Raw genomic sequence first — 21,448 nt, 5'->3', positions numbered from 1 at the left:
GATTTTGAAACGAATCACTTGAAGCTGACAAACAGATCAGTAGTGAACTACCTAAAATGGCATCGGGAAAAACCGGGCCAACTCAACAGTGAGGCCGAGCGGAAACAAAAGCGCATTTAGCGCATCCAATGGAGGCCCTCCAATGACGATCAATCTCTCGGTTCCTGAACAGACCGAACTGAAACCACGTATCACTGTCTTTGGCGTCGGCGGCGCCGGAGGTAACGGTGTCAACAACATGATCGAGTCCGGCCTTCAAGGCGTGGACTTTGTTGTTGCCAATACTGACGCGCAGTCGCTGTCGCAGTCGCTGGCGGACCGTCGCATCCAGATGGGTGCTGCGATCACTCAGGGCCTGGGAGCAGGCTCGCGTCCGCAGGTTGGCGAAGCTGCCGCAGAAGAAGCGCTGGATGAAATCACCCAGCATCTGACCGGTTGCCACATGGCGTTCATCACGGCTGGTATGGGCGGCGGCACCGGCACGGGTGGTGCGCCTGTGATTGCGCGGGCAGCGCGTGAGATGGGCATTCTCACGGTCGGCGTTGTCACCAAGCCATTTCAGTTCGAAGGTGCGCGACGTATGCGTATCGCCGACGAAGGCATTGAAGAACTTCAGCGTTACGTGGATACGCTGATTGTCATTCCCAATCAGAACCTTTTCCGTGTCGCCAACGAGAAAACCACGTTTGCTGATGCATTCGGCATGGCGGACGAAGTGCTGCATTCAGGCGTTGCAGGCATCACCGACCTGATGGTGCGCCCCGGCCTTATCAATCTTGACTTTGCTGACGTGCGCACGGTCATGAACGAGATGGGCAAAGCGATGATGGGGACGGGGGAAGCCTCTGGCGAAACCCGCGCCATTGAAGCGGCGGAAGCGGCAATCTCCAATCCATTGCTGGACGAAGTGTCAATGAAGGGCGCGCGCGGCGTGCTCATCAATATCACCGGCGGCAGTGACATGACGCTCTACGAAGTTGACGAAGCGGCCAACCGCATCCGTGAGGAAGTGGACCCGGAAGCCAATATCATTGTGGGCTCTACATTCGATACAGCTCTTGAAGGTTCCATGCGGGTTTCTGTTGTTGCAACGGGCATCGACGCGGAAGCAGCCGCTGAACAGCCGCCGGTGAAGCAGCGTGTGGAAGAACCTGTGCGCGGCTTCCGCCTCAAGAGCCAACCGGAAGTGGATGCGGAAGCAGCCGCTGCGGTGGCACTGCAGCCCAGGCGCACCGAAACACAATCACGCGATGCAGCTTACATGTCATCACTGCCACCGCTTGATGCGAGTATTAACCTTGCCGAATACGAAGCCGAGGTGATTATTCACAAGCCACAGGGTCGGCCTGAAGCGGCATCAGTTGATGCGCAGATGGCTGATAATGTGCAGACGGATGATGACCACACAGTGTCTGAGTCCGCACCACGTGGGGCTGTTGTTTCGCGCGAACGCGGTGCAGCTTATATTGCACCTGAGGCCAAGCGCCTGGCTGCCAAGCCGCGCAAAAAAGCTCCGGGATTTTTTGAGCGGATCACTGGTGGTGCGCTTGGCGGGGGGCGTGATGCGGCATCCGCTGACCGTGGCGCAGCGACGCCACTGCGTTCTGCAGGTGGGACGGCCAGTCGGCAGCCTGCAACTCGCATTGAACCGCGTGTTGCCCAGCGTCCGGTTGAACAGCGTTCTGGCGGGGAACGTCCGGGGATACAGTCCGGCGGTCAGCAGGACGGTCACTATGGCTCTCATCCAATAGATGGAGCACCGCAGCGTGCAGCATCTGGTGGTCACCAGAATGCCGCTCCGGTGCGCGAACTTGCACCGGACCCCGTTGAGGAAGAACAGCTTGAGATTCCTGCTTTCCTGAGGCGTCAGGCTAACTAGGGTCATCCGACAAGGGCCCCGGGGCCTTGTAAACACCCGTTCCGATCAAAGCGGGCCTCGCCGGAGATTGCGGCGAGGCCCGTTTCGTTTCAGGACGCGAAGGGTGTGAATCGGCGCTTGGAGCAATTGACCAAGCACTGCCTGAAACATGTTTAATTTCAACAACATAATTTGTAACACAGCGAAACACCGTGTGATTTGTTGCGCTGCACAGTGGTTGCTACAACCTGCGCGCATAATTGCGCCCGCTATATGCGTGAGGCTGCATGTGCCCGGTTTGGGAACCGGCAAGTCTGTTTTGAGGGGGTAACTGCGTCGTGAGTCTGCAAGACCTGTTTACGCAAGATAAAAAAGCCGCGAAAGCCAGCATGGCCAAGAGCAAACCGCAGCAAACATTGAAGACCAGTATCAGCTGCGCCGGTGTTGGCCTTCATACGGGCTCAATGGTCAATATGACGCTTCATCCCGCTGCCCCCAATACAGGCGTTGTTTTTCGCCGCACTGACCTTGATGCCGCCCAGGGCGGCGGGGTGGATATTCCCGCCCGCGCTGATGCGGTGGGTGATACCCAGCTTGGCACCACCATTTGCGCACCGGGGCCTTTTGCCACCGCAACTGTTTCCACAATTGAGCATGTGATGGCGGCCCTTTCAGGGTGCAGCGTGGATAACGTGATTATTGACGTTGACGCCCCCGAAGTGCCTGTCATGGATGGCTCGTCGGTTCCATTTGTGCGCCTCATCGAGTGCGCCGGTGTTGAGCAGCAGGGCGCTCCGCGCCGTTATATTCGCATTTTGCGTCCCGTCGAGATCGTGAGCGACGAGAAACGCGCGGTGCTTGAGCCGCACGACGGCTTTGCCGTTCATTTCGAGATTGATTTTCCTTCGCCCGCCATCGGTCGTCAGGAAATGACAGTCGAGCTTGGTGAGCCGAGTTTCAAAAAAGACATTGCGGCTGCCCGCACATTCGGTTTCGTCAAAGACGTTGAGATGTTGCGCAGCATGGGCCTTGCCCGTGGCGCCTCGCTTGAAAACACCGTGGCCATTGATGACGATGCTGTGGTGAATGATGACGGGCTGCGCTTCAAGGACGAGTTTGTGCGCCACAAGGTTCTGGACGCAGTTGGCGACCTTTACCTCGCCGGCGCACCGATTATTGGTCGGTATCGCGGTGTGCGGTCTGGTCATGCGCTCAATAATGAACTGGTACGCAAGCTGTTTGCCACGCCGGAAGCCTTTGAGATCACCACACAGGCACCGTCTGTTGAGCTTCGCGGGGCGCGCCGGGCGGGTGGTGCGCCATCGGTAGCAGCGGTTGCGGCAGCGCCAGCCTAGGTTTTTCGTCCATTTTCAGCATTTGTGTGTTTTCGGCAGCATCCACCCGCTATGCATTGCGGGGGGCGGGGCGTCTCGTTTATTGTCTGACCCTGCGCACGGGACTATTGCTGACTCGCTGCGTTGCCACGTCTCAGACAGACCAGCCACCGGAAACACCATGCATTTAGGCTATATCATTGCGCAGCCATTTCACCTCGTGGCACTTAGCGGGCGCCTGGTGCGCGGTTTGGCAGTGGCCGTAGCCTTCGTGCTGGTCGGCTGCTCCGGGGGTGACAGCGATGATCTTGCATATGTGGAGCGACCGGTAAACGAGCTCTACAACGAGGCGCTGGATGAGCTGGAAGACGGCAATTACCGCGCGGCGGCTCCCTTGTTTGATGAGGTGGAGCGCCAGCACCCATATTCCATTTGGGCGCGACGGGCGATTTTGATGGCAGCATTCTCGCACTATCAGGTCAACGAATATGACAGTGCTGTCATCTCTGCGCAGCGCTTTATTGCCTTGCATCCCGGTAACCCCAATGTCGGGTATGCCTATTATCTGGTTGCGCTGTCGTTCTACGAGCAGATTACAGATGTAGCGCGTGACCAACGCACCACGGAGCGTGCGTTGCGGTCGCTTGAAGAAGTGGTGCGGCGTTTTCCTGACAGTGAATATGCGCGCGATGCTCGTTTGAAGGTTGACCTCACCTACGATCATCTGGCCGGCAAGGAAATGCATATCGGCAGGTGGTATCTCAACCGCCAGCAATATGTGGCGGCGGTCAACCGGTTCCGCACGGTCATCGTGAACTATCAGACAACCACACACACGGCTGAAGCCCTGCACCGTCTTTCGGAGGCCTATATGGCGCTGGGTGTTCAGCATGAGGCGCAAACAGCGGCTGCGGTGCTGGGCTATAACTATCCCGGCAGCGACTGGTATCGGTATTCTTATGCGTTGCTTGCAAATGACGGGTTGCAGCCTCTGGAAGATGAAGCCTCGTGGATCAGCCGTGCGTGGAACAGCGTTTTTTAACGCCAAGCGAGAGTACCGGGCATGCTGACGGCGCTTGCCATTCGCGACATCGTTCTGATTGAGAGCCTTGACCTCAAGCTGCACGGAGGGCTGTCTGGCCTGACGGGTGAAACCGGGGCAGGCAAATCGATTTTACTGGATGCGCTGGGGCTTGCCACGGGCGGGCGTGCTGATGCCGGTTTGGTGCGCGGCAAGGCAACACAGGGCACCGCGACGGCCATTTTCGATATTCCAGCCGGCCATGCGGCCCGTACCTTATTGGATGAGGCGGGCATCCAGCATGAGGGCGACCTTATTTTGCGGCGCGTGCAAGGTGCAGACGGTCGCACCCGTGCGTTTGTCAACGACCAGCCTGTTTCCATTGCACTGCTGCGCCAGCTTGGTGACACGCTGGTGGAAGTTCATGGCCAGCACGAAACCCATGGTCTGCTTGACCCTGCCACCCATCGCGGCCTGTTGGATGCGTTTGGCGGGTTTGAGGGCGATGTGCGTGAACTCGTTCGGCTTCATGCAGCCTGGCGCGAGGCGCAGGCAGACCTGAAACGCCTTACCGATGAGATTGCCCGTGCACAGGCTGACGCTGACTATTTGCGTATTGCAGTTGGCGAACTCAATGAACTGGCACCCGAGCCCGGCGAGGACCAGACCCTCGCGCAGGAACGCACGCTGATGATGAGCGCTGAAAAAATTTCCGCTGATCTGAATGAGGCGCTGGAAACGCTGGAAACTGATGGTGGCGTTGAAAGTCGTCTCTCCAGCGCATTACGACGTCTTGATGTACATCGTGAAAACGCAGCCGGACGACTTGATGCCGCAGTATCCGCGCTTGACCGCGCTGTGGTTGAGGCAGCCGAGGCGCGCGATCAGGTCAGCGCGGCGCTTGATACGCTGGAGTTTGATCCCGATCGCCTTGAGTATGTGGAAAAACGTCTGTTTGCCCTGCGTGCGGCAGCCCGCAAGCATAGTTGCAACGTGGACGATCTGCCCCGTATTGCTGCGGCACTTGCCGCACGGTTAGGTGAGATTGATGGTGGTGAGGGTCTGTTGGCGGCGGCCGCGAAAGCGACTGAAAAAGCGCGCGATCTGTATGTCGCCAAAGCCAAAACGTTGTCATCTGCCCGCGCGGCAGCCGCTAAACGCCTCGACAAGGCGGTAGGTGTAGAACTTCCGCCCCTCAAGCTCGACAAGGCGCGGTTTCGCACCGAGATTGATGTATCACCCTTTGACGAAGGCGGGCCGGAGGGCATCGACAAGGTGCGTTTTGAAGTGGCAACCAACCCTGGTGCGCCTTTTGCGCAACTGGCAAAAATCGCATCCGGTGGTGAATTGGCCCGCTTCATGCTGGCACTCAAGGTGTCGCTTGCGGCACGCGGTGGCGCACCGGTGCTGGTATTTGATGAGGTGGACGCCGGTGTTGGCGGCGCTGTAGCACAGGCTGTGGGTGAGCGCTTGGCGGCACTGGCGCAAAGTGTGCAGGTGCTGGTGGTGACGCACAGCCCGCAGGTGGCAGCGCGCGCTGACCATCATTTGAAAATCGAAAAGCGGCTGGTGGGAAAGGCAAAGTCAGACATGCCCGCAACCCATGTAACCATGCTTGATGCGCAACAGCGTCGTGAAGAGATTGCGCGGATGCTCGCCGGGGCCATCGTCACTGACCAGGCTCGTGCCGCCGCTGATCAACTCATCGGGGCAGCCTCGTGAGCAGGGCGAAAGCCACCGGCGACGACTTTTCAGCGGTTGATGTCTGGGACCTGAGCCAGGAGCAGGCAGGTGTTGAACTGGCCCGGCTTGCTGCTGAGATTGCCAAGCATGACGAGGCATATCACCAAAAAGATAGGCCGGTCATAAGCGACGCAGACTATGACCGTCTGCGCAAACGCAACACGCAAATTGAAGTGCGGTTTCCCGAGCTTGTGCGTCCCGACTCTCCGTCAGGCAAAGTGGGGGCAGCGCCATCTGAAAAGTTTGAGAAGGTGCGTCATGCCGTGCCTATGTTGTCGCTCGGCAACGCTTTCAACGATGAAGATGTCGCCGACTTTGTGCAACGGGTTACAAAGTTTCTGGGGCTGGATGCCGACGGCAAGCTGGCTTTTACGGCCGAACCCAAGATCGACGGGCTGTCTGCAAGCCTGCGCTACGAACGCGGCGAGCTGGTGATGGCGGCGACGCGGGGTGACGGGGCCGAAGGGGAAAATGTCACCCGCAATGTGCAGACCATTGCCGATATACCCAGCCGCCTTAAAGGCACAGCGGCACCTGATGTTTTTGAAGTGCGCGGCGAAATCTATATGAGCCACTCAGATTTCGCGGCGCTCAACGAAAAGCAGATGGCGGCGGGGAAGGACGCATTCGCAAATCCACGCAATGCGGCCGCCGGGTCATTGCGGCAACTGGACCCGACTATTACGGCATCACGGCCACTGCGGTTTTTTGCCTATGCGTGGGGCGAGGTGTCGGCGTTGCCTGCCACCACACAGCATGAGGCTGTGTTGGCACTTGGTGGCTATGGTTTTCCCATCAACCCGCTGCTTAAACGCTGCACGAGCGTTGAGGAACTGATCGGGCATTACCATCACATCGAGGAGCAGCGGGCATCACTTGGCTATGACATTGATGGTGTCGTGTACAAGGTTGATGATCTCGACTACCAGCGACGGCTTGGTTTTGTATCGCGCAGCCCGCGCTGGGCCATTGCCCACAAGTTTCCCGCGGAACAGGCGATCACGCTCCTCAGGGATATTGAGATACAGGTCGGGCGCACGGGCGCGCTTACACCAGTAGCAAAGCTTGAACCGGTAACGGTGGGCGGTGTGGTTGTATCCAATGCCACGCTGCACAACGAGGACGAGATAGCACGCAAGGATGTGCGCATCGGTGACACGGTTCTGGTGCAGCGGGCAGGTGATGTCATTCCGCAGGTCGTGCGTGTTCTGACGGAAAAGCGCTCCGGCACCGAAAAAAAGTTTGTGCCGCTGCAAAAATGTCCTGTGTGCGGCAGCCATGCGGTGCGCGACGTGAACGACAAAACCGGCAAGGCAGATGTTGTGCGTCGCTGTACCGGCGGGCTCATGTGCGAGGCGCAGATTGTGCAGCGGCTCAAACATTTTGTGGCACGTAAGGCGCTGGATATAGACGGGCTGGGTGCAAAGCAGGTGGATGCATTTCATGCGCTGGGGTGGCTACATGAGCCTGCCGATATTTTCAGGCTTGCCGAGAAGGCTGATGACCTCAAGGCGATGGAGGGGTGGGGCGATACATCTGTCGCCAACCTTGTGGAAGCGATTGACGCCCGCCGCAGACCCGAACTTGGCCGATTGATCTACGGCCTTGGCATCCGTCACGTGGGTGAAACAACGGGCCGATTGCTGGCGCGCAGCTATGGCAGCTTTGATGCGTTTCAAGATGCCATGATGGCGGCCTGCGAAGGTGATGCAAGTGACGCCTATCGCGAGCTTGTGGCGATCGACGGCATTGGCACAACTGCCGCTGACGCGCTGGTCGAGTTTTTTCGTGAGCCGCACAATCGCGACATTATTTCGGCCTTGCTTGAGCAGGTGACGCTGCAGGATGCTGAGGTAATTGATGCATCCGGCTCCCCGATTGCGGGCAAGACGCTGGTGTTCACCGGCACGCTGGAAAAAATGACGCGCGCTGAGGCCAAGGCGCGAGCAGAGGCGATGGGTGCCAAGGTGGCAGGGTCCATCTCTGCCCGGACGGACCTGTTGATTGCCGGGCCGGGCGCAGGGTCAAAGCTCAAAAAGGCTGAAAGTCTTGGTATCGAGGTGATTGATGAAGACGCCTGGGTGGAGATAGCTGCTTCGGGCTAAAGCGCCCTGGTGGCCTGTTCAAGCCAGGCCTGGTCTTCTGGCGGCAGCAGCGGGGCAAGTTCCGTGAGCACGCGGGCATGATAAGTGTTGAGCCATGCGCGTTCTGTTGCATCCATCAGTGTGGGATCAATCAGTGTACGGTCAATGGGCGCAAGGGTCAGTGTCTCGAATGCCATCATCGGGCGTTCGCCGCCGTCAATATCAGTGGGCGGGGTGACTGCGACAAGGTTCTCAATGCGGATGCCGTAACATCCGGTTTTGTAGAAGCCGGGTTCGTTGGAAATCACCATGCCAGGGTCAAGCGACACATTGTGAGGCAGTTTTGAAATCCGCTGCGGGCCTTCGTGGACCGACAGGTAGCTGCCGACGCCGTGGCCGGTACCGTGATCGAAATCAAGGCCCGCCTGCCACAGGGCATTGCGGGCCAGCACGTCAAGCTGTGACCCGGACGTGCCCTTGGGAAAACGCGCCATGGCAAGGCCAATGTGGCCCTTGAGAACGCGGGTAAAGCGGTCACGGACATCCTTCAGATCGTTGGTTTGGGCAGGTTCACCGATGGCAACGGTGCGGGTGATATCGGTTGTTCCGTCCAGGTACTGCGCGCCTGAATCCACCAAATAAATGTCGCCAGGGCCCAGAGTGCGGTTGGTTGCTTGCGTTACACGGTAATGCACAATTGCGCCGTTGGGGCCTGAACCGGAGATAGTGTCGAACGACAGATCCTTGAGTGCACCCGTTTCGGCACGGAATGCTTCAAGCGCCTGCGCTGCCGAAATCTCGCTTTGGGTGCCACTTGTTGCTTCGCGGGAGAGCCACGCCAGAAAGCGGGTTACAGCAGCGCCATCGCGGCGGTGCGCGGTACGCATCCCTTCGATTTCTATATCGTTCTTGCGGGCCTTGGGCAGCAGGCACGGGTCGTCGCCAGGCTTGATGATTGCACCCGCACTGTCCAGCCGTTGTTTGATCCAGTCTGCGGCGCTTGTAATGTCGAGCCGGATTTCCCTCTTTGCGGCCCCCAACTCGTCCAGCGCCTCCTTCAGGCGGCCGGGCGCATGTAGCGTTACTTTGTTGCCGAGGTGTTTGCGGGTTTCGCTGGATAGCTTGCGCTCATCAATGAACAGTTCCGCGTGGCCTTTGGCGTGCATGAGGGCGAATGCCAGCGGCAGGGGCGTGTGGGATACGTCCTGCCCGCGAATGTTGAACAGCCAGGCGATAGAGTCTGGCTGGGTGAGTATTGCGGCGTCCACGTCATCAGCTTCCAGCTTCTCAGCGATGCGTGCCAGCTTTTCCTCGTGGTCTTCGCCTGCATAGCTGAGCGGATGGGGCACGACTGCGCCAACAGGTATGCCTGGCTGGTTTTCCCAGATGGCATCAACCGGGTTGTCGGTGCACGGAACAAGTTCGGCACCTGCTTTGGTGCAGGCGGTGCGCAGACGGTCAGCGGCAGCCGCCGTGTGAAGCCACGGGTCAAAGCCAAGGCGTGCGCCATGGGTCAGGTTTTCCCCGATCCAGCGGGTGGCGGGTTCATCTACCAGATGTTGCGGCTCAAATACATTCATGTCCACCTGATCGCGGACCTGAAGGGTGTAGCGCCCGTCAATGAAAATCGCGGCTTTGTCTTTCAGCACGATGGCCATGCCGGCCGAGCCGCCAAAGCCGGTGAGCCATTTCAGGCGCTCGGCGCGGGCAGGCACGTATTCGCCCTGATGTTCGTCGGCGCGCGGAATGATGAAGCCGTCCAGCCCGTGGCGTGCCAGTTCGGCGCGCAAAAGAGCCACGCGCGGCGCGCCCACGGTGGGGTCGGGATTGTCTGAAAAAATCTGATAACCGATTGCCTGATCCATACCCTCTATTTAGGGACTCAAACGCTCCTAGCCAAGCAGGTTCAGCGGTGCAGAAGCAGGGTCATCCAATCGCCCAGGGGATATCGGGTGCCGATGACAAATCCCTGCCCGCGATAGGCGGCTTCCACTGCGCGCGACTGATGGCGCAGCAGGCCGGACAGCACAACGCTGCTGCCGAGGCGGGTATTGTGGCGGACGGACGGGGCAAGGTTGATGAGCGGCCCGGCCAGAACATTGGCGAGCACCAGTCCATAGGGCGCGCGCGCACGAATGGACGGGTGGTCAAAGCCGGTCGCAATTACAGCACGCATCAACGGGCCAACCTTGTTGGCGCGCGCGGCTTTATTGGCGAACTCAACTGATGGGGGGTCAATGTCCCCGCCAATGACCGGCCGCCCTGTGGCGCGGGCATAGGCGATGGAGAGAATGCCGGTGCCGCACCCAAGATCGAAAACAGGGCCGGTGATGCCCTGCTTCAGCAGATCATCGAGTGCCATCAGGCAGCCCATGGTGGTGGGGTGCTGGCCGGTGCCAAATGCTTCGCCCGCTTCAATGAGCAGGGAGTGCGTTCCTCCGGCGGCCGGAGCATCATGGCTGCCATGAATATGGAAGCGACCGGCATGGACGGGCTTGAGGTCTTCAAGGCCGCGCTTGACCCAGTCGTCGTGTTGCAGGGGCGCCAGTGCATAGCCGGGGAGATGCCCCAGCGCGTTTTGCAGCGTTGAGTCGATTGCAGCGCGTTGCGGCTCACCGGCAAACAGCAATGTGAGCGAGTTACGATTGCCAAGCTCCTCAAACACGGAGACGGACAGCACATCGGGATGGCTTTCGGCAAACCAGTCCGAGGCCGTGGCGGCATCCTGTGGAGTGAGGTTGATAACGGCCTGCCACAGATTGGGATCGGGTGTGGCGGTGTCATACACGGGTGCGGCAGGCATGGTCAGGGGCGCTCCACAAAACTGGCGATCACTTTTTTAGTACCGGCTTTTTCAAATGCGACTGTGAGCTTGGTACCTTCGATGTCCTGAATGCAGCCATAACCGAACTTTTGATGGAAAATACGTTCGCCGCGTTCAAAGCCTTCCGCGTCCGGTGCGGACGTGGCGATGAGGGTGGCCTGTGCGTCGATCATGGGTGCGCGGCGGGGAGGCGTGGCGTGCTGGCCTGAGCGCGACTGCGCCCGTTGCCAGCCGGGGCTTGAATATTCGCTTGCCGTAAAGCCGCCTTCATCAAAGCGCGACGGGCCGTAGGAATAAGTGTCGCCCTGGCTTTCCACTTCGACGTTTGCTTCGGGCAGTTCATCAATGAAGCGCGACGGCAGCGAGTTTTGCCACAGATTATGAATGCGGCGGTTGGCGGCGAAGGATATTTTCGCACGTTGTTTGGCGCGGGTGATGCCCACATAGGCAAGGCGGCGCTCTTCTTCGAGTCCTGCAAGGCCACTTTCATCAAGGGCGCGCTGGTGGGGAAACAAGCCTTCTTCCCAGCCCGGCAAGAACACAGTTTCGAACTCCAGGCCCTTGGCAGCGTGGAGGGTCATCAGATTGATCTTGTCATCAGCCTCCTGATCTTCGCGGTCCATGACCAGCGACACATGTTCCAGGTAACCTGCCATGTTTTCGAATTGCTCCATGGAGCGGACAAGTTCCTTGAGGTTGTCGAGGCGGCCGGGAGCATCCGCTGATTTGTCGTTCTGCCACATCTCGGTATAGCCGGATTCATCCAAGATCTGTTCGGCAAGCTCCGTATGCGGAAGAGCGGGCAACAGCCGCCGCCACCGCTCAATGTCTTCGACGAATGTTGTAAGGGCGCGGCGTGCCTGTGGCTTGAGTTCTTCTGAGTCAATGAGCGGACGTGCGGCGCGCCACAATGATGTGCCCTGAGCACGGGCAGCCTGATGTAATGTCTGAATCGCCACATTGCCAAGACCGCGCTTTGGCTTGTTGACGATGCGCTCGAATGCCAGATCATCGTCCGGCTGGGCGACAAGGCGGAAATAGGCGTTAGCGTCACGGATTTCGAGGCGCTCATAAAAGCGCGGGCCGCCAATCACGCGGTAGGGCAGGCCTAGATTGATGAAGCGGTCTTCAAACTCGCGCATCTGAAATGATGCGCGGACCAAAATGGCCATTTCGTTGAGCAGGTGGTCTTTGCGCTGAAACTGCTCGATGTCTTCGCCGATGGTGCGGGCTTCTTCCTCACCGTCCCACACGCCGCGCACGGTAAGTTTTTCGCCGTCGTTTGTGTCGGTCCACAGGGTTTTGCCAAGGCGGCCCTGATTAGCGGTGATGAGGCCGGAAGCTGCCTGCAGAATATGCGGGGTCGAGCGGTAGTTTTGTTCCAGACGAATGACCTTGGCACCGGGGAAGTCTTTTTCGAACTTCAGGATGTTGTCCACTTCGGCCCCGCGCCAGCCATAAATCGACTGATCGTCGTCGCCAACACAGCAGATATTTTTGTGGCCGCGCGCAAGCAGCCGCAGCCACAGATACTGGGCAACGTTGGTGTCCTGATATTCGTCCACCAGAATGTAGGCGAAGCGGCGCTGATAATCCTCCAGCACTTCCGGGTTGGACTGGAAGATACGCAGGTTTTCAACCAGCAGGTCGCCGAAATCCACCGCATTGAGGGTTTTGAGGCGGGCCTGATAGGCGGCATACAGCTCGGCGCCCTTGCCGTTGGCAAACGCTGAACCTTCGCCTTTGGGCACCTGGTCGGGGGCAAGGGCGCGGTTCTTCCAGCCGTCAATGAGGCTTGCTAGCTGACGGGCAGGCCAGCGTTTTTCGTCGATATCGGCGGCCTTGATGACCTGCTTCATCAGCCGCACCTGATCGTCCGCGTCCAGAATGGTGAAATCAGACCGCAGGCCGGCAAGCTCTGCATGGCGGCGAAGGATTTTGGCACCCAGCGCGTGGAACGTGCCGAGCCACTGCATACCCTCCACAACGCCGCCAATGAGTGCGCCAATACGCTGCTTCATTTCGCGCGCGGCCTTGTTTGTGAAGGTCACGGCAAGTATCTGACCGGGCCATGCGCGCTTGGTGTTGAGCACGTGGGCGAGGCGGGTGGTGAGTACGCGGGTTTTGCCGGTGCCGGCACCTGCCAGTACCAGAACGGGGCCGTCGAGGGCCTCCACGGCCTCACGCTGCGGGCCGTTCAGGCTTTGCAGATAGGGCGCAGGCGCGGCGGCGGCGGCGGCCCTTTGGGAAATGGACGGGCCGCGCGCTGTTTCCTCTTCAGGAATGTCGCCAAGGTCAAATGGATCGGTCATAAGAATCGGGAACTTAGCATGAACACGTGTGCTGGCGAGCCGTCTATTCGTGTTCTTCGCGGGATGCCTCGACGAGGGCCTGATTGTAGGCCTTGAGCGCATCTGTGTGGCTGACAGTTCCAACAACCTGGCTTTCCTCGGCGGGTTGAACCACCGGCAGGGATGGTGCCGCGGTCTGCGCAAACATGTTGAGGGCGCGCTCCAGCGTATCGTCGGTGAAAAGGCGCTCGTCGTCTGCGTCCAGCTCCTGGAGGGGTGTTGTCTCGTCCGGGGTTACGTTTTGCATGAATGTGCGCACCCTGACGTAGTGCAGTATCTGCCAGCGCGGTCCGCCATATAGCCGCAGGCCACGCCGTTCGAGTTGCCACTGGAAAAAACTCTTGCCCAGCACGCTTTGGGTCAGCGCTGCTGAAACAGAGATGGCCACCATGAGGGCGACGGTCATTTCATAGCCGCCGGTCAACTCGAAGGCGATGAGCAGGGTTGAAAGCGGTGCGCCAAGTACGGCACCTGCGACTGCGCCCATGCCGACGATGGCGTAAACCGCGTGGGTTGAAAATGCCAGATCAGGGACTGCAAGAGATATGAGCAGGCCGAAGGCACCGCCAGTCATGGCACCCAGATAAAGCGCTGGTGAGAACACACCGCCGCCAAAGCGGCTGGCGAGCGTGATGGCTGTTGCAACAATCTTGAGCACAATCAGCGTGAGCAGAAGCATCAGCCCGAACTGACCCTGCAGGGCAGCGTCCGTTGCACCATAGCCCACGCCCATAACCTGCGGAAACCAGATGCCGATCAGACCGACGAGCAAACCGCCAAGCACGGGGCGCAGCCAAAGCGGCATGGTGATGCGGCGTGCCAAATCATCCGTGTACATGGCTGTTGTCATGAATGCGATGGAGACGCCAGCGCAGACAACCCCCAGCAGCGCAAATGCCGGGAAGTCGAACAGGCTGGCAATCATGTAGTCGGGAATGACAAATGTCGGCGATGCACCGATGTGAAAGCGGGCGAGCAGCGCGCCGGTGACGCTTGCAATAACAATCGGGCCGGACGCGCGCAGGGCGTAATGGCCAAGCACGACTTCAAGCGCAAACAGGACGCCCGCTATTGGTGCGTTGAATGAGGCGGCCACGGCAGATGCGGCACCGGCTGCCAGCAGGGTGCGCATATGTGTCGGCCCAAAGCCAAGTCGTGACGCGAGAAACGAACCAAGCGTTGCACCAAGATGGACGGCGGGACCTTCGCGGCCTGCACTTGCGCCGCCGCCCAGCGAGACGATGGCGATGAAGGCGCTACCCAGCCCTTTGCGCAGGGGCATTCGCCCCTGACCCATGGCGCGGGCTTCAATGACATCCGCCACTCCTTCGGCGCGGTTGCCGGGCTGCACATAGGTGATCCAAAGTCCTACAATCAGTCCGGCAGTGGTGGGGCCGGCAACAATCAGCCAGGCGGGCACATCTGCAAGAAAGCGAAACAGATTTTCTTCGGTTTCACCTATCCATAAAAACTGAACGCCGCCGATGGCCAGCCTGAATGCGATGGCGGCATAGCCTGCAATCGCACCAACCACGAGGGCCGCCAGCCAGACACGCGGCACCTGCGAGGTGGTGGCCTGTCTGAAGGTGTTCGCCAGTTTCGTCCGGCGGCGTGGTGTCGACGTGTCGCTCATTCAGCCCGCTTCCCCTGTTCCCTAGGGATAGACTGGTTGAGGCGCGCGGGAAAGGGGCGGTGATGAACCTGGCTATTTACATTGGCCGATGGAGTTTGGTCCGCACACATAGCTGCCGTTGGTCCAGGTGGCTCCTGTGAGATCAGCGTCCAGAATGTCGGTGTTGCCGAGGCGTGCTCCGGTCAGGTCTGCGCCGCGCAGATTGGCTTTGAAAAAACGGGTGCGGCGCAGGTCTGCGTCGGTGAAGTTTGCACCTGCAAGGTTGGCGCGTGTGAAATCGGCTTCGCGCAGGTCGGCGCCAACGAAGCTTGCCTGCTGGGCCTGTGCGCGCATGAACTTGGCGCGGCGGGCATCAACCTCATCAAGGGTTGCTGCAACCAGTGTGGCACGGATGAGCCGTGCCTCGCGCAGTTTAGCGCCGGTCAGGTCCACACGCGCCAGCGGCTTGTCTTCAAGGTAGCAACGGTGCCAGTTGACGCCGGGCAGTGCCGGGCTTTGACAGTCTGCACCAATCTGCTGGGCGGTTGCCGGAGTGGGTGTGGTTGCGAAAACAACCAAAGCTGCGGCGATACTGAATACAAGGTGAATCACGCGGGCGAGGCTCCTGCCTGAGGCGTTGACTATTTGCGGGGGATGCCGATCACACGGCCTACCTGTGGTGCGACGGGCAGCGCATCGTGGGCGTGTTTCATCGCAGCCAGTTCACTGAGGGCCCAATCGGGCATGGGGGCAGAGCGGCGGGTCTCCATGCTTACATGAATGCCGATCTGCTCCATGGTGGCGGCCAGATAATTTTTTTCAGCGTGATACATTTCCATGAACAGGTGAATGCGCTTGGCATCGAAATCAAGCAGTTGGCATGTCACGCGAATGGGGTCATGCAGGGCGAGTTCCTGCGCGTAGGTAACATGAATCTCGGCGGTGAAGACCGATGCCTTCTCGCGCACCACATAGTCTTCGCTGATGCCCACGTCCAAAAACATCGCGTCCACGGCCTTGTCGAACACCAGGTTGTAAAACGCCATGTTCATGTGGCCGTTGTAGTCGATCCAGTCCTCCACCACCTTCATTGGAGGTGCGATGAGGGGGGCTGCATATGTCTTCCTGGTCTGCGCCATGGGCTATTCGCCTTGATTGGTATCACTCAAGTGCTGTCGGTGAGGATCATAAGCATGTTGCGGCCGATCCCAAACTTTTCGGGTGAGGGGAGGCTCATCCTGAAAATGTGCGGTGCGCTGTGAACGTCAAGTGAATGGTGCGGGTGCCGTTTCCGGGGTAATATTTTTTCAGATGTGCAGGGAAGATGCAGCGTGATGCAACGACAGGATACAGATACCAACGCTGTGATGTCACACGTGATTGATGCGCTTTCACCCCATTTTGGCGACCGGCTGGTGACCTCGTGGGCAATGCGCGAGCAGCACGGCCATGATGAAAGCTGGCACGCGGGGGCCGCGCCTGATGCCGTGGTTTTCCCGCACTCCACCGATGAAGTGTCGCTGATTGTTTCTGAGTGCGCGCGCCATAAAGTGGCCGTCATTCCCTTTGGTGCAGGCACCTCGCTTGAGGGGCATGTCGCGGCGGTGCGCGGTGGTGTGACGATTGATATGTCGCAGATGGCAGATGTTGTGCGGGTCAGTGCGGAAGATCTGGATTGCACGGTTCAGGCGGGAATCACGCGCAAAACCCTCAATGCTCATTTGCGCGATACGGGCCTTTTTATGCCGGTTGATCCGGGTGCGGACGCAACCGTTGGCGGTATGGTGTCGACGCGCGCCAGCGGCACCAATGCGGTGCGCTACGGTACAGTCCGCGAAAATGTGCTTGGGCTCACTGTTGTGTTGGCCGATGGCTCGGTGGTGCGTACCGGCGGGCGGGCGCGAAAGTCTGCGTCAGGTTATGATCTGACGCATCTGCTTACCGGGGCCGAAGGCACGCTTGGTGTCATCACCGAAATCACTCTGCGTCTGCATGGCATACCGGAAGAAACGGGTGCTGCGACATGCAGCTTTGCATCCGTTGATGATGCCGTTGCAACCGTCATTCAGACCATCCAGTCAGGCATTCCCGTGGCGCGTATTGAGTTGCTGGACGATGTAATGGTGCGCGCATGTAACGCCTATTCGCAGCTTGGTCTGCCAGAGCAGCCGATGCTGTTTTTGGAGTTTCACGGTTCAGCGGCGGGTGTGCGCGAACAGGCGCAGCGCGTGGCTGACCTGGCACAGGCCAATGGTGGCGGTGATTTTGAATGGGCGACGCGGGCAGAAGACCGCACGCGTCTATGGGAGGCACGGCACAGCGCGTATTACGCGGCACTTGCACTTTCACCTGGCAGAAAAGGCTTTACCACCGACGTGTGTGTGCCTGTGTCGCAGCTTGCCGGTGTTATTAGCCAGACAAGAGCCGATGTGGAGGAGGCACACCTGATTGCACCGCTGGTGGGGCATGTGGGTGATGGCAACTTTCACCTCATTTTGCTGGTTGATCCTGATGACGGTGCAGAGGTTGACACAGCGCAGGCTTTGCATGCGCGGCTGGTGATGCGGGCGTTGGCGGCGGGCGGCACCTGCACGGGCGAACACGGCATTGGCATTGGCAAGAAACATTTTTTGGCTCTTGAGCACGGCGATGCCGTGGACATGATGCGGGCAATCAAGAAGGCGCTTGATCCGGATGGCATCATGAACCCTGGCAAGATGCTGCCGGACGTCTAGGTTTCAGGTTTGTCGGCGTCACCCGCGGTGGTGTTGCGCTTCGCACCATCAACCAGTTTCACAATCCGCTGCGTATCGGCACGGTCAGCCTGCTTTTCTGATTTGGTACGACCGTATCTTGCGCGGTTGGCAGCAGCGTGTGCCGCTTTTTCGGCGCGAGCCTGTTGTTTGCGCAGGTGGCGCGGTTTCGCGGGGGCGCCGGTTCGTGATGGACGGCGTGCGAAAGGGACCACTTTTGACGTTTCGTCATCTTTTTGGGTCATGGCTTTTGGATCATTGTGCAATGTGCCGTAATGTCTGAACATAGCCGAACAGCGCGCAAAAGTTGACGATTCAGCGCTCTCAGCCACCATACGTCACTATTACGCCCGCGGGCAGGGAGCATTACTTTGCGGTCAATCTGGTCCTACGCAGGCCTGGCGCTTGCCCTACTGGTTGCGGCGGCCCTCATCGTGCCCGGCTTTTTGGACTGGAGCCGGTATGCAGGGTTGATTGAAGCGCAGGCGGAAGCTGTGACCGGGCGCGACGTGAACATCGCCGGCGATGTTCGCATTTCACTTCTGCCCACGCCAAAGCTGACGCTTGGCAAACTGACGCTTGCAAATGTGGAAGGCGCCAGTACACCGCACATGCTGGAGATTGCCAGCATGACGGCTGAGCTTTCTTTGGGGTCGCTGTTTCGCGGTGACCTTGAGGTTAGTCGTCTGACGGTTGACGCGCCGCGGTTGCGGCTTGAGGAAACCGCTGAAGGCCGCAGCAACTGGCAGTTTCGCAATGGCAGCACCGGTCAGGAAAACTCCCAGGGCGATACAGTCGCTGATCCATTGCAGGGAATGCCGCCGGTCACTATCGGTGAAATTGAAATCACCAAAGGGTGGATCGGATTTAGCAATCTGGGTTTGGGAACTCATTACACCATAGATGCGATCAATGCGCTTTTGGGTGCTGACGGGCTTGCGGGACCTTACCGCTCAAAGGGCAGCGCGAGCATCGGCGGACACGCGGCATCCTTCACGGCAACGCTCGGGGAAGTTTCGTCCGAGAAAGCCTATCCGGCGAATGTCGCTTTCACATTTGAAAATGCTGAGCTGGCCTTTCGCGGTATCGTAACAGGACGCGGCGGGGATGTTCGTTTTGATGGAGCCATCAGTGCTGCGGCCGCTGCCGATCTCACCCCTGAGCTTGGCGCGTTGACCGCCGGGCAACCGGTGTCGTTGACCGCCGGCCTTGTTGCAGCGCCGGATGGCCTTACGCTGCGAGACATTGAAGCGGAAGCCGGGGCTGTGAAGATGTCCGGCAATGTTGCAGCAACCTCCGGTTCTCAATTTATTGTCACGGCGGCGCTGGCTGTAAATCGTATCGACCTTACTGGCTTTGAGACAGCCGGAATTGCGCTGGATCGTGAAGCGGTGGTGCAGGCGGTCAGCAGCCTGATCGCCGGTGCGCCAAATGGTAGCTACGACCTTGTGGCCGAGCAGGTGCGGCTTCCTGCGACGGGCTTGCCGACGGGGGGCGGGTTTGCGGTGCTTACGGATGTCAATCTGATTACCACTGTGGCAGACGGTGCCGTCTCGGTTACCGCGCTGGATGCAACGCTTGCCGGGGACACACACACCCAGATAACCGGCGCGTTGGCTTTGGGCAATGAAGGGCCCTATTTTTCGGGAGATGTTGCGCTCACCAGCAAAGATCCCAAGGAGTTTGCTGCATGGCTTGGCAGCGGCAGTGTCCCCCCGGTGCTTGGTGCGATGCCGCTTGAAACGCTTGACGGTCGTGGCGGTGTGTTTTTGACACCTGAGCGTCTTGGACTCGACCGGCTGGTGCTGATGATTGATGGCGGTCGTGCGGCCGGGCAGGTTTCAACAACCTTTGACGACCGGCCTAAGGTCAAAGTGTCTTTGGACATGGAGCGTATCGCGCTGGCTGAAGGCGCGATTCCATTTCTGGATACATTCGTGCCGGGACGCTCCACTGATCTGGGGTTTGACGGAGACGTCGTTTTGAACATTGCATCGCTCGATTTGGGAGCGCTGCATGTTGAAGACTTTCGGCTTGATCTCACAGCCCTGGATGACGCGCTGACGGTGCGCGAGTTGTTGTTCAGGAGCGCGCGCGGGGCAAGTGCTACGCTCAAGGGTGCCTCGACCTCTGCGGAAGGTGAGTATCAGGCAACGCTGACAGCTCCCGATGTCGGGTCACTGGAAGGTCTGTTGCCGCTGCCCCAACATTCGCTGGAGGGACTGGCACCCCTTTCCCTGAGTGCCAATGCGGCCTGGCCTTCTTCATCGGGCGAGGAGGCATCACGCGCCCAGACGGTTGCCGTTTCCATGATCGGCCGTATTGATACGGTACGGTTTGAAAGCGAGGCGTTGCTGACGCCTGGTGCAGATGGCATGTCGGACGCCGCCTACAATGGCACGGCTCTGCTGGAGGCAGATGCCTGGCAGGGTATTGTGCAGGCGTTGGCGGCGCTGGCAGGCGTTCGCGGCGAGACACCTGCGAATGATGCGGCGTTTGATGTAGCGCAGGGTGACGTGCCGTCGCTGACACTTGCCGTGCAGGGACAGATGGGTGCACCGGTGGCGGTTGCCGCAGAAGCCGCGCTGACTGTGCTGACCGCCAGTGTTGCGGGTACGCTCGACCTTACCGGCAATGCATTGGCCTATGAATTTGATATCACGGCCGACGCCAGCGACCCGGTCGCGGTGGCACAGGTGGCGGGCTACACGCTTGCAGGCATCGATCATGCACAGGTGCGTGGGGACATTGCCTTTGAAGCAGAAAATTATGCGGTGCAGTCGGCCTCGCTCATGATGAGAGCTGGTAGCAGCAGCATAGATGCTGACGTGTCAGGCACCCTGTTTACAGGTGGTCTCGTGCCTCAGGGTGCGATCTCCGTGGTGTCCCGCGCGCTGGATGCGGGGCTTGTGGCTGGCATTGTACGCGGCGACTTTACAAGCTCAGCACCGCCCGTCGCAGACGATGTCCCGGCTGATGGCATTACAGACAGTTGGAGTACGCAGCTTCTCAAAACTGATTGGCTTACCGGTGCGGCTCTTGACCTTACCTTCTCCGGCGGCGGGGTCGTTGTTGGTGATATCTTGTTTGATCAGGTTGATGCCAAAGGCCGACTTGAAGCAGGCACGCTGACAGTCAGCGATGCAACAGGGCGGGCGTTCGGTGGTCAGGTGCGTGCCTCTGGCACACTTGCGGCACAAGATGGTCTGACGCTGGAAACAAGCATCGCGGCAAACGGCTTTGATCTGGGCGAGGTAAGTGGCGTGCTGGGCTATGCCGGCTTTGCGTCCGGTACCGGCGGGTTCGATCTGTCGTTATCTGGCAAGGGGCTAAGTGCGCTGGCGTTGGTCTCTTCGTTGAAGGGCGAGGGCGGTTTTGAAGCGCGCGATGGTGCATTTGCCGGGATTGATCTGGCTGCCCTGTCGCAAGGTATTGAACTGCTTGAGCGCGTAGAAGACTTTGCCGATCTGGCCGACGCCACGCTTAACCGCGGGACAACGCCGTTCACGTCGCTGCAAGGCCGTCTTGCCATGACGGCAGGTGTTTTGCGGGCACCTGATATTCAGGTGGAAACCACCCATGCAAAAGGCACAACAGCGGCGTTCGCAGATGTGGGGCGGTATGCGCTGGACGTTGAGACGTCGTTTGACCTTTTGGAGCCTGAAGCCGCGCCGCCGGTGCAGATTGTGTTTTCCGGCGATATGTCTGCAATGGATCGCACTGTAAAATCCGCCGATCTTGAGGCGTATGTCGGGCGCATGTTGATCGCGCGGGACATTGATGCTTTGGGCGGCGATAGCGCGGAAGAATTGCGCGTTATTCTTGATCTGCCAAATGCAGCGGACGAGCCAACGGCAACTCCGTGAGG

Annotated in this window: 13 protein-coding genes and 1 pseudogene; 7 read left to right on the top strand and 7 right to left on the bottom strand. The window is 59.3% G+C overall.

Annotation, left to right across the window (positions count from 1 at the left end; genetic code table 11):
* Positions 1–142: 142 nt before the first annotated feature.
* The 5 genes and pseudogenes from ftsZ to ligA all read left to right on the top strand — a co-directional run.
* A pseudogene (ftsZ, locus tag RIB87_RS15520) lies at positions 143–1,106 on the top strand (cell division protein FtsZ); the annotation flags it as partial.
* A 1,141-nt stretch (positions 1,107–2,247) separates the two neighbouring features.
* Positions 2,248–3,213: a UDP-3-O-acyl-N-acetylglucosamine deacetylase gene (lpxC, locus tag RIB87_RS13630; RefSeq protein WP_350147589.1), complete on the top strand. Its 966-nt coding sequence runs from the start codon at positions 2,248–2,250 to the stop codon at positions 3,211–3,213.
* 160 nt (positions 3,214–3,373) lie between these two features.
* The gene (locus tag RIB87_RS13625; RefSeq protein ID WP_350147587.1) at positions 3,374–4,234 is read left to right on the top strand and encodes an outer membrane protein assembly factor BamD; all 861 of its coding nucleotides are present in this window, start codon (positions 3,374–3,376) and stop codon (positions 4,232–4,234) included.
* A gap of 21 nt (positions 4,235–4,255) precedes the next feature.
* Positions 4,256–5,935: a DNA repair protein RecN gene (recN, locus tag RIB87_RS13620; RefSeq protein ID WP_350147585.1), complete on the top strand. Its 1,680-nt coding sequence runs from the start codon at positions 4,256–4,258 to the stop codon at positions 5,933–5,935.
* Positions 5,932–8,061, top strand: coding sequence for an NAD-dependent DNA ligase LigA (gene ligA, locus RIB87_RS13615; RefSeq protein WP_350147583.1), 2,130 nt, complete (start codon positions 5,932–5,934; stop codon positions 8,059–8,061). The genes recN and ligA overlap by 4 nt, the downstream gene beginning before the upstream one ends.
* On the opposite strand, the gene RIB87_RS13610 is transcribed toward ligA, so the two are convergent.
* The 6 genes from RIB87_RS13610 to RIB87_RS13585 form a co-directional block, all read right to left on the bottom strand.
* The gene (locus RIB87_RS13610) at positions 8,058–9,905 is read right to left on the bottom strand and encodes an aminopeptidase P family protein (RefSeq protein WP_350147580.1); all 1,848 of its coding nucleotides are present in this window, start codon (positions 9,903–9,905) and stop codon (positions 8,058–8,060) included. The genes ligA and RIB87_RS13610 overlap by 4 nt on opposite strands.
* 41 nt (positions 9,906–9,946) lie before the next feature.
* Entirely contained in the window at positions 9,947–10,843 is an 897-nt protein-coding gene (locus RIB87_RS13605) for a 50S ribosomal protein L11 methyltransferase (RefSeq protein ID WP_350147577.1), read from the bottom strand.
* Between the two features lie 2 nt (positions 10,844–10,845).
* Positions 10,846–13,176 (bottom strand): ATP-dependent helicase, encoded by a 2,331-nt coding sequence (locus tag RIB87_RS13600; RefSeq protein WP_350147575.1) that lies wholly within the window; start codon positions 13,174–13,176, stop codon positions 10,846–10,848.
* Positions 13,177–13,219: 43 nt separating this feature from the next.
* Positions 13,220–14,848, bottom strand: a complete 1,629-nt coding sequence (locus tag RIB87_RS13595) for a chloride channel protein (protein WP_350147573.1) — start codon at positions 14,846–14,848, stop codon at positions 13,220–13,222.
* Positions 14,849–14,920: 72 nt separating this feature from the next.
* On the bottom strand, positions 14,921–15,439 hold the full coding sequence (locus tag RIB87_RS13590) for a pentapeptide repeat-containing protein (RefSeq protein ID WP_350147571.1): 519 nt from the start codon (positions 15,437–15,439) through the stop codon (positions 14,921–14,923).
* A gap of 29 nt (positions 15,440–15,468) precedes the next feature.
* The gene (locus RIB87_RS13585; protein WP_350147569.1) at positions 15,469–15,966 is read right to left on the bottom strand and encodes a thioesterase family protein; all 498 of its coding nucleotides are present in this window, start codon (positions 15,964–15,966) and stop codon (positions 15,469–15,471) included.
* 195 nt (positions 15,967–16,161) lie between these two features.
* On the opposite strand from RIB87_RS13585, the gene RIB87_RS13580 reads away from it, so the two are divergent.
* Entirely contained in the window at positions 16,162–17,562 is a 1,401-nt protein-coding gene (locus tag RIB87_RS13580; protein WP_350148218.1) for an FAD-binding oxidoreductase, read from the top strand.
* On the opposite strand, the gene RIB87_RS13575 is transcribed toward RIB87_RS13580, so the two are convergent.
* Entirely contained in the window at positions 17,559–17,825 is a 267-nt protein-coding gene (locus RIB87_RS13575) for a DUF4169 family protein (protein WP_350147567.1), read from the bottom strand. The genes RIB87_RS13580 and RIB87_RS13575 overlap by 4 nt on opposite strands.
* A gap of 126 nt (positions 17,826–17,951) precedes the next feature.
* On the opposite strand from RIB87_RS13575, the gene RIB87_RS13570 reads away from it, so the two are divergent.
* On the top strand, positions 17,952–21,446 hold the full coding sequence (locus tag RIB87_RS13570; RefSeq protein WP_350147565.1) for an AsmA family protein: 3,495 nt from the start codon (positions 17,952–17,954) through the stop codon (positions 21,444–21,446).
* The last annotated feature ends 2 nt before the right edge of the window (positions 21,447–21,448 follow it).

The sequence above is a fragment of the Pyruvatibacter sp. genome, assembly GCF_040219635.1.
Lineage (GTDB): Bacteria > Pseudomonadota > Alphaproteobacteria > CGMCC-115125 > CGMCC-115125 > Pyruvatibacter.
The sequence above is the reverse complement of the archived record's forward strand: the minus strand, read 5'-3'. Positions and strand labels throughout refer to the sequence as shown.

Coding starts and splice junctions, on each gene's coding strand:
- lpxC (WP_350147589.1), top strand. CDS start 2,248: ATGGCCAAGAGCAAACCGCAGCAAACATTGAAGACCAGTATCAGCTGC.
- RIB87_RS13625 (WP_350147587.1), top strand. CDS start 3,374: ATGCATTTAGGCTATATCATTGCGCAGCCATTTCACCTCGTGGCACTT.
- recN (WP_350147585.1), top strand. CDS start 4,256: ATGCTGACGGCGCTTGCCATTCGCGACATCGTTCTGATTGAGAGCCTT.
- RIB87_RS13610 (WP_350147580.1), bottom strand. CDS start 9,905: ATGGATCAGGCAATCGGTTATCAGATTTTTTCAGACAATCCCGACCCC.
- RIB87_RS13605 (WP_350147577.1), bottom strand. CDS start 10,843: ATGCCTGCCGCACCCGTGTATGACACCGCCACACCCGATCCCAATCTG.
- RIB87_RS13600 (WP_350147575.1), bottom strand. CDS start 13,176: ATGACCGATCCATTTGACCTTGGCGACATTCCTGAAGAGGAAACAGCG.
- RIB87_RS13595 (WP_350147573.1), bottom strand. CDS start 14,848: ATGAGCGACACGTCGACACCACGCCGCCGGACGAAACTGGCGAACACC.
- RIB87_RS13585 (WP_350147569.1), bottom strand. CDS start 15,966: ATGGCGCAGACCAGGAAGACATATGCAGCCCCCCTCATCGCACCTCCA.
- RIB87_RS13580 (WP_350148218.1), top strand. CDS start 16,162: ATGCAACGACAGGATACAGATACCAACGCTGTGATGTCACACGTGATT.
- RIB87_RS13575 (WP_350147567.1), bottom strand. CDS start 17,825: ATGACCCAAAAAGATGACGAAACGTCAAAAGTGGTCCCTTTCGCACGC.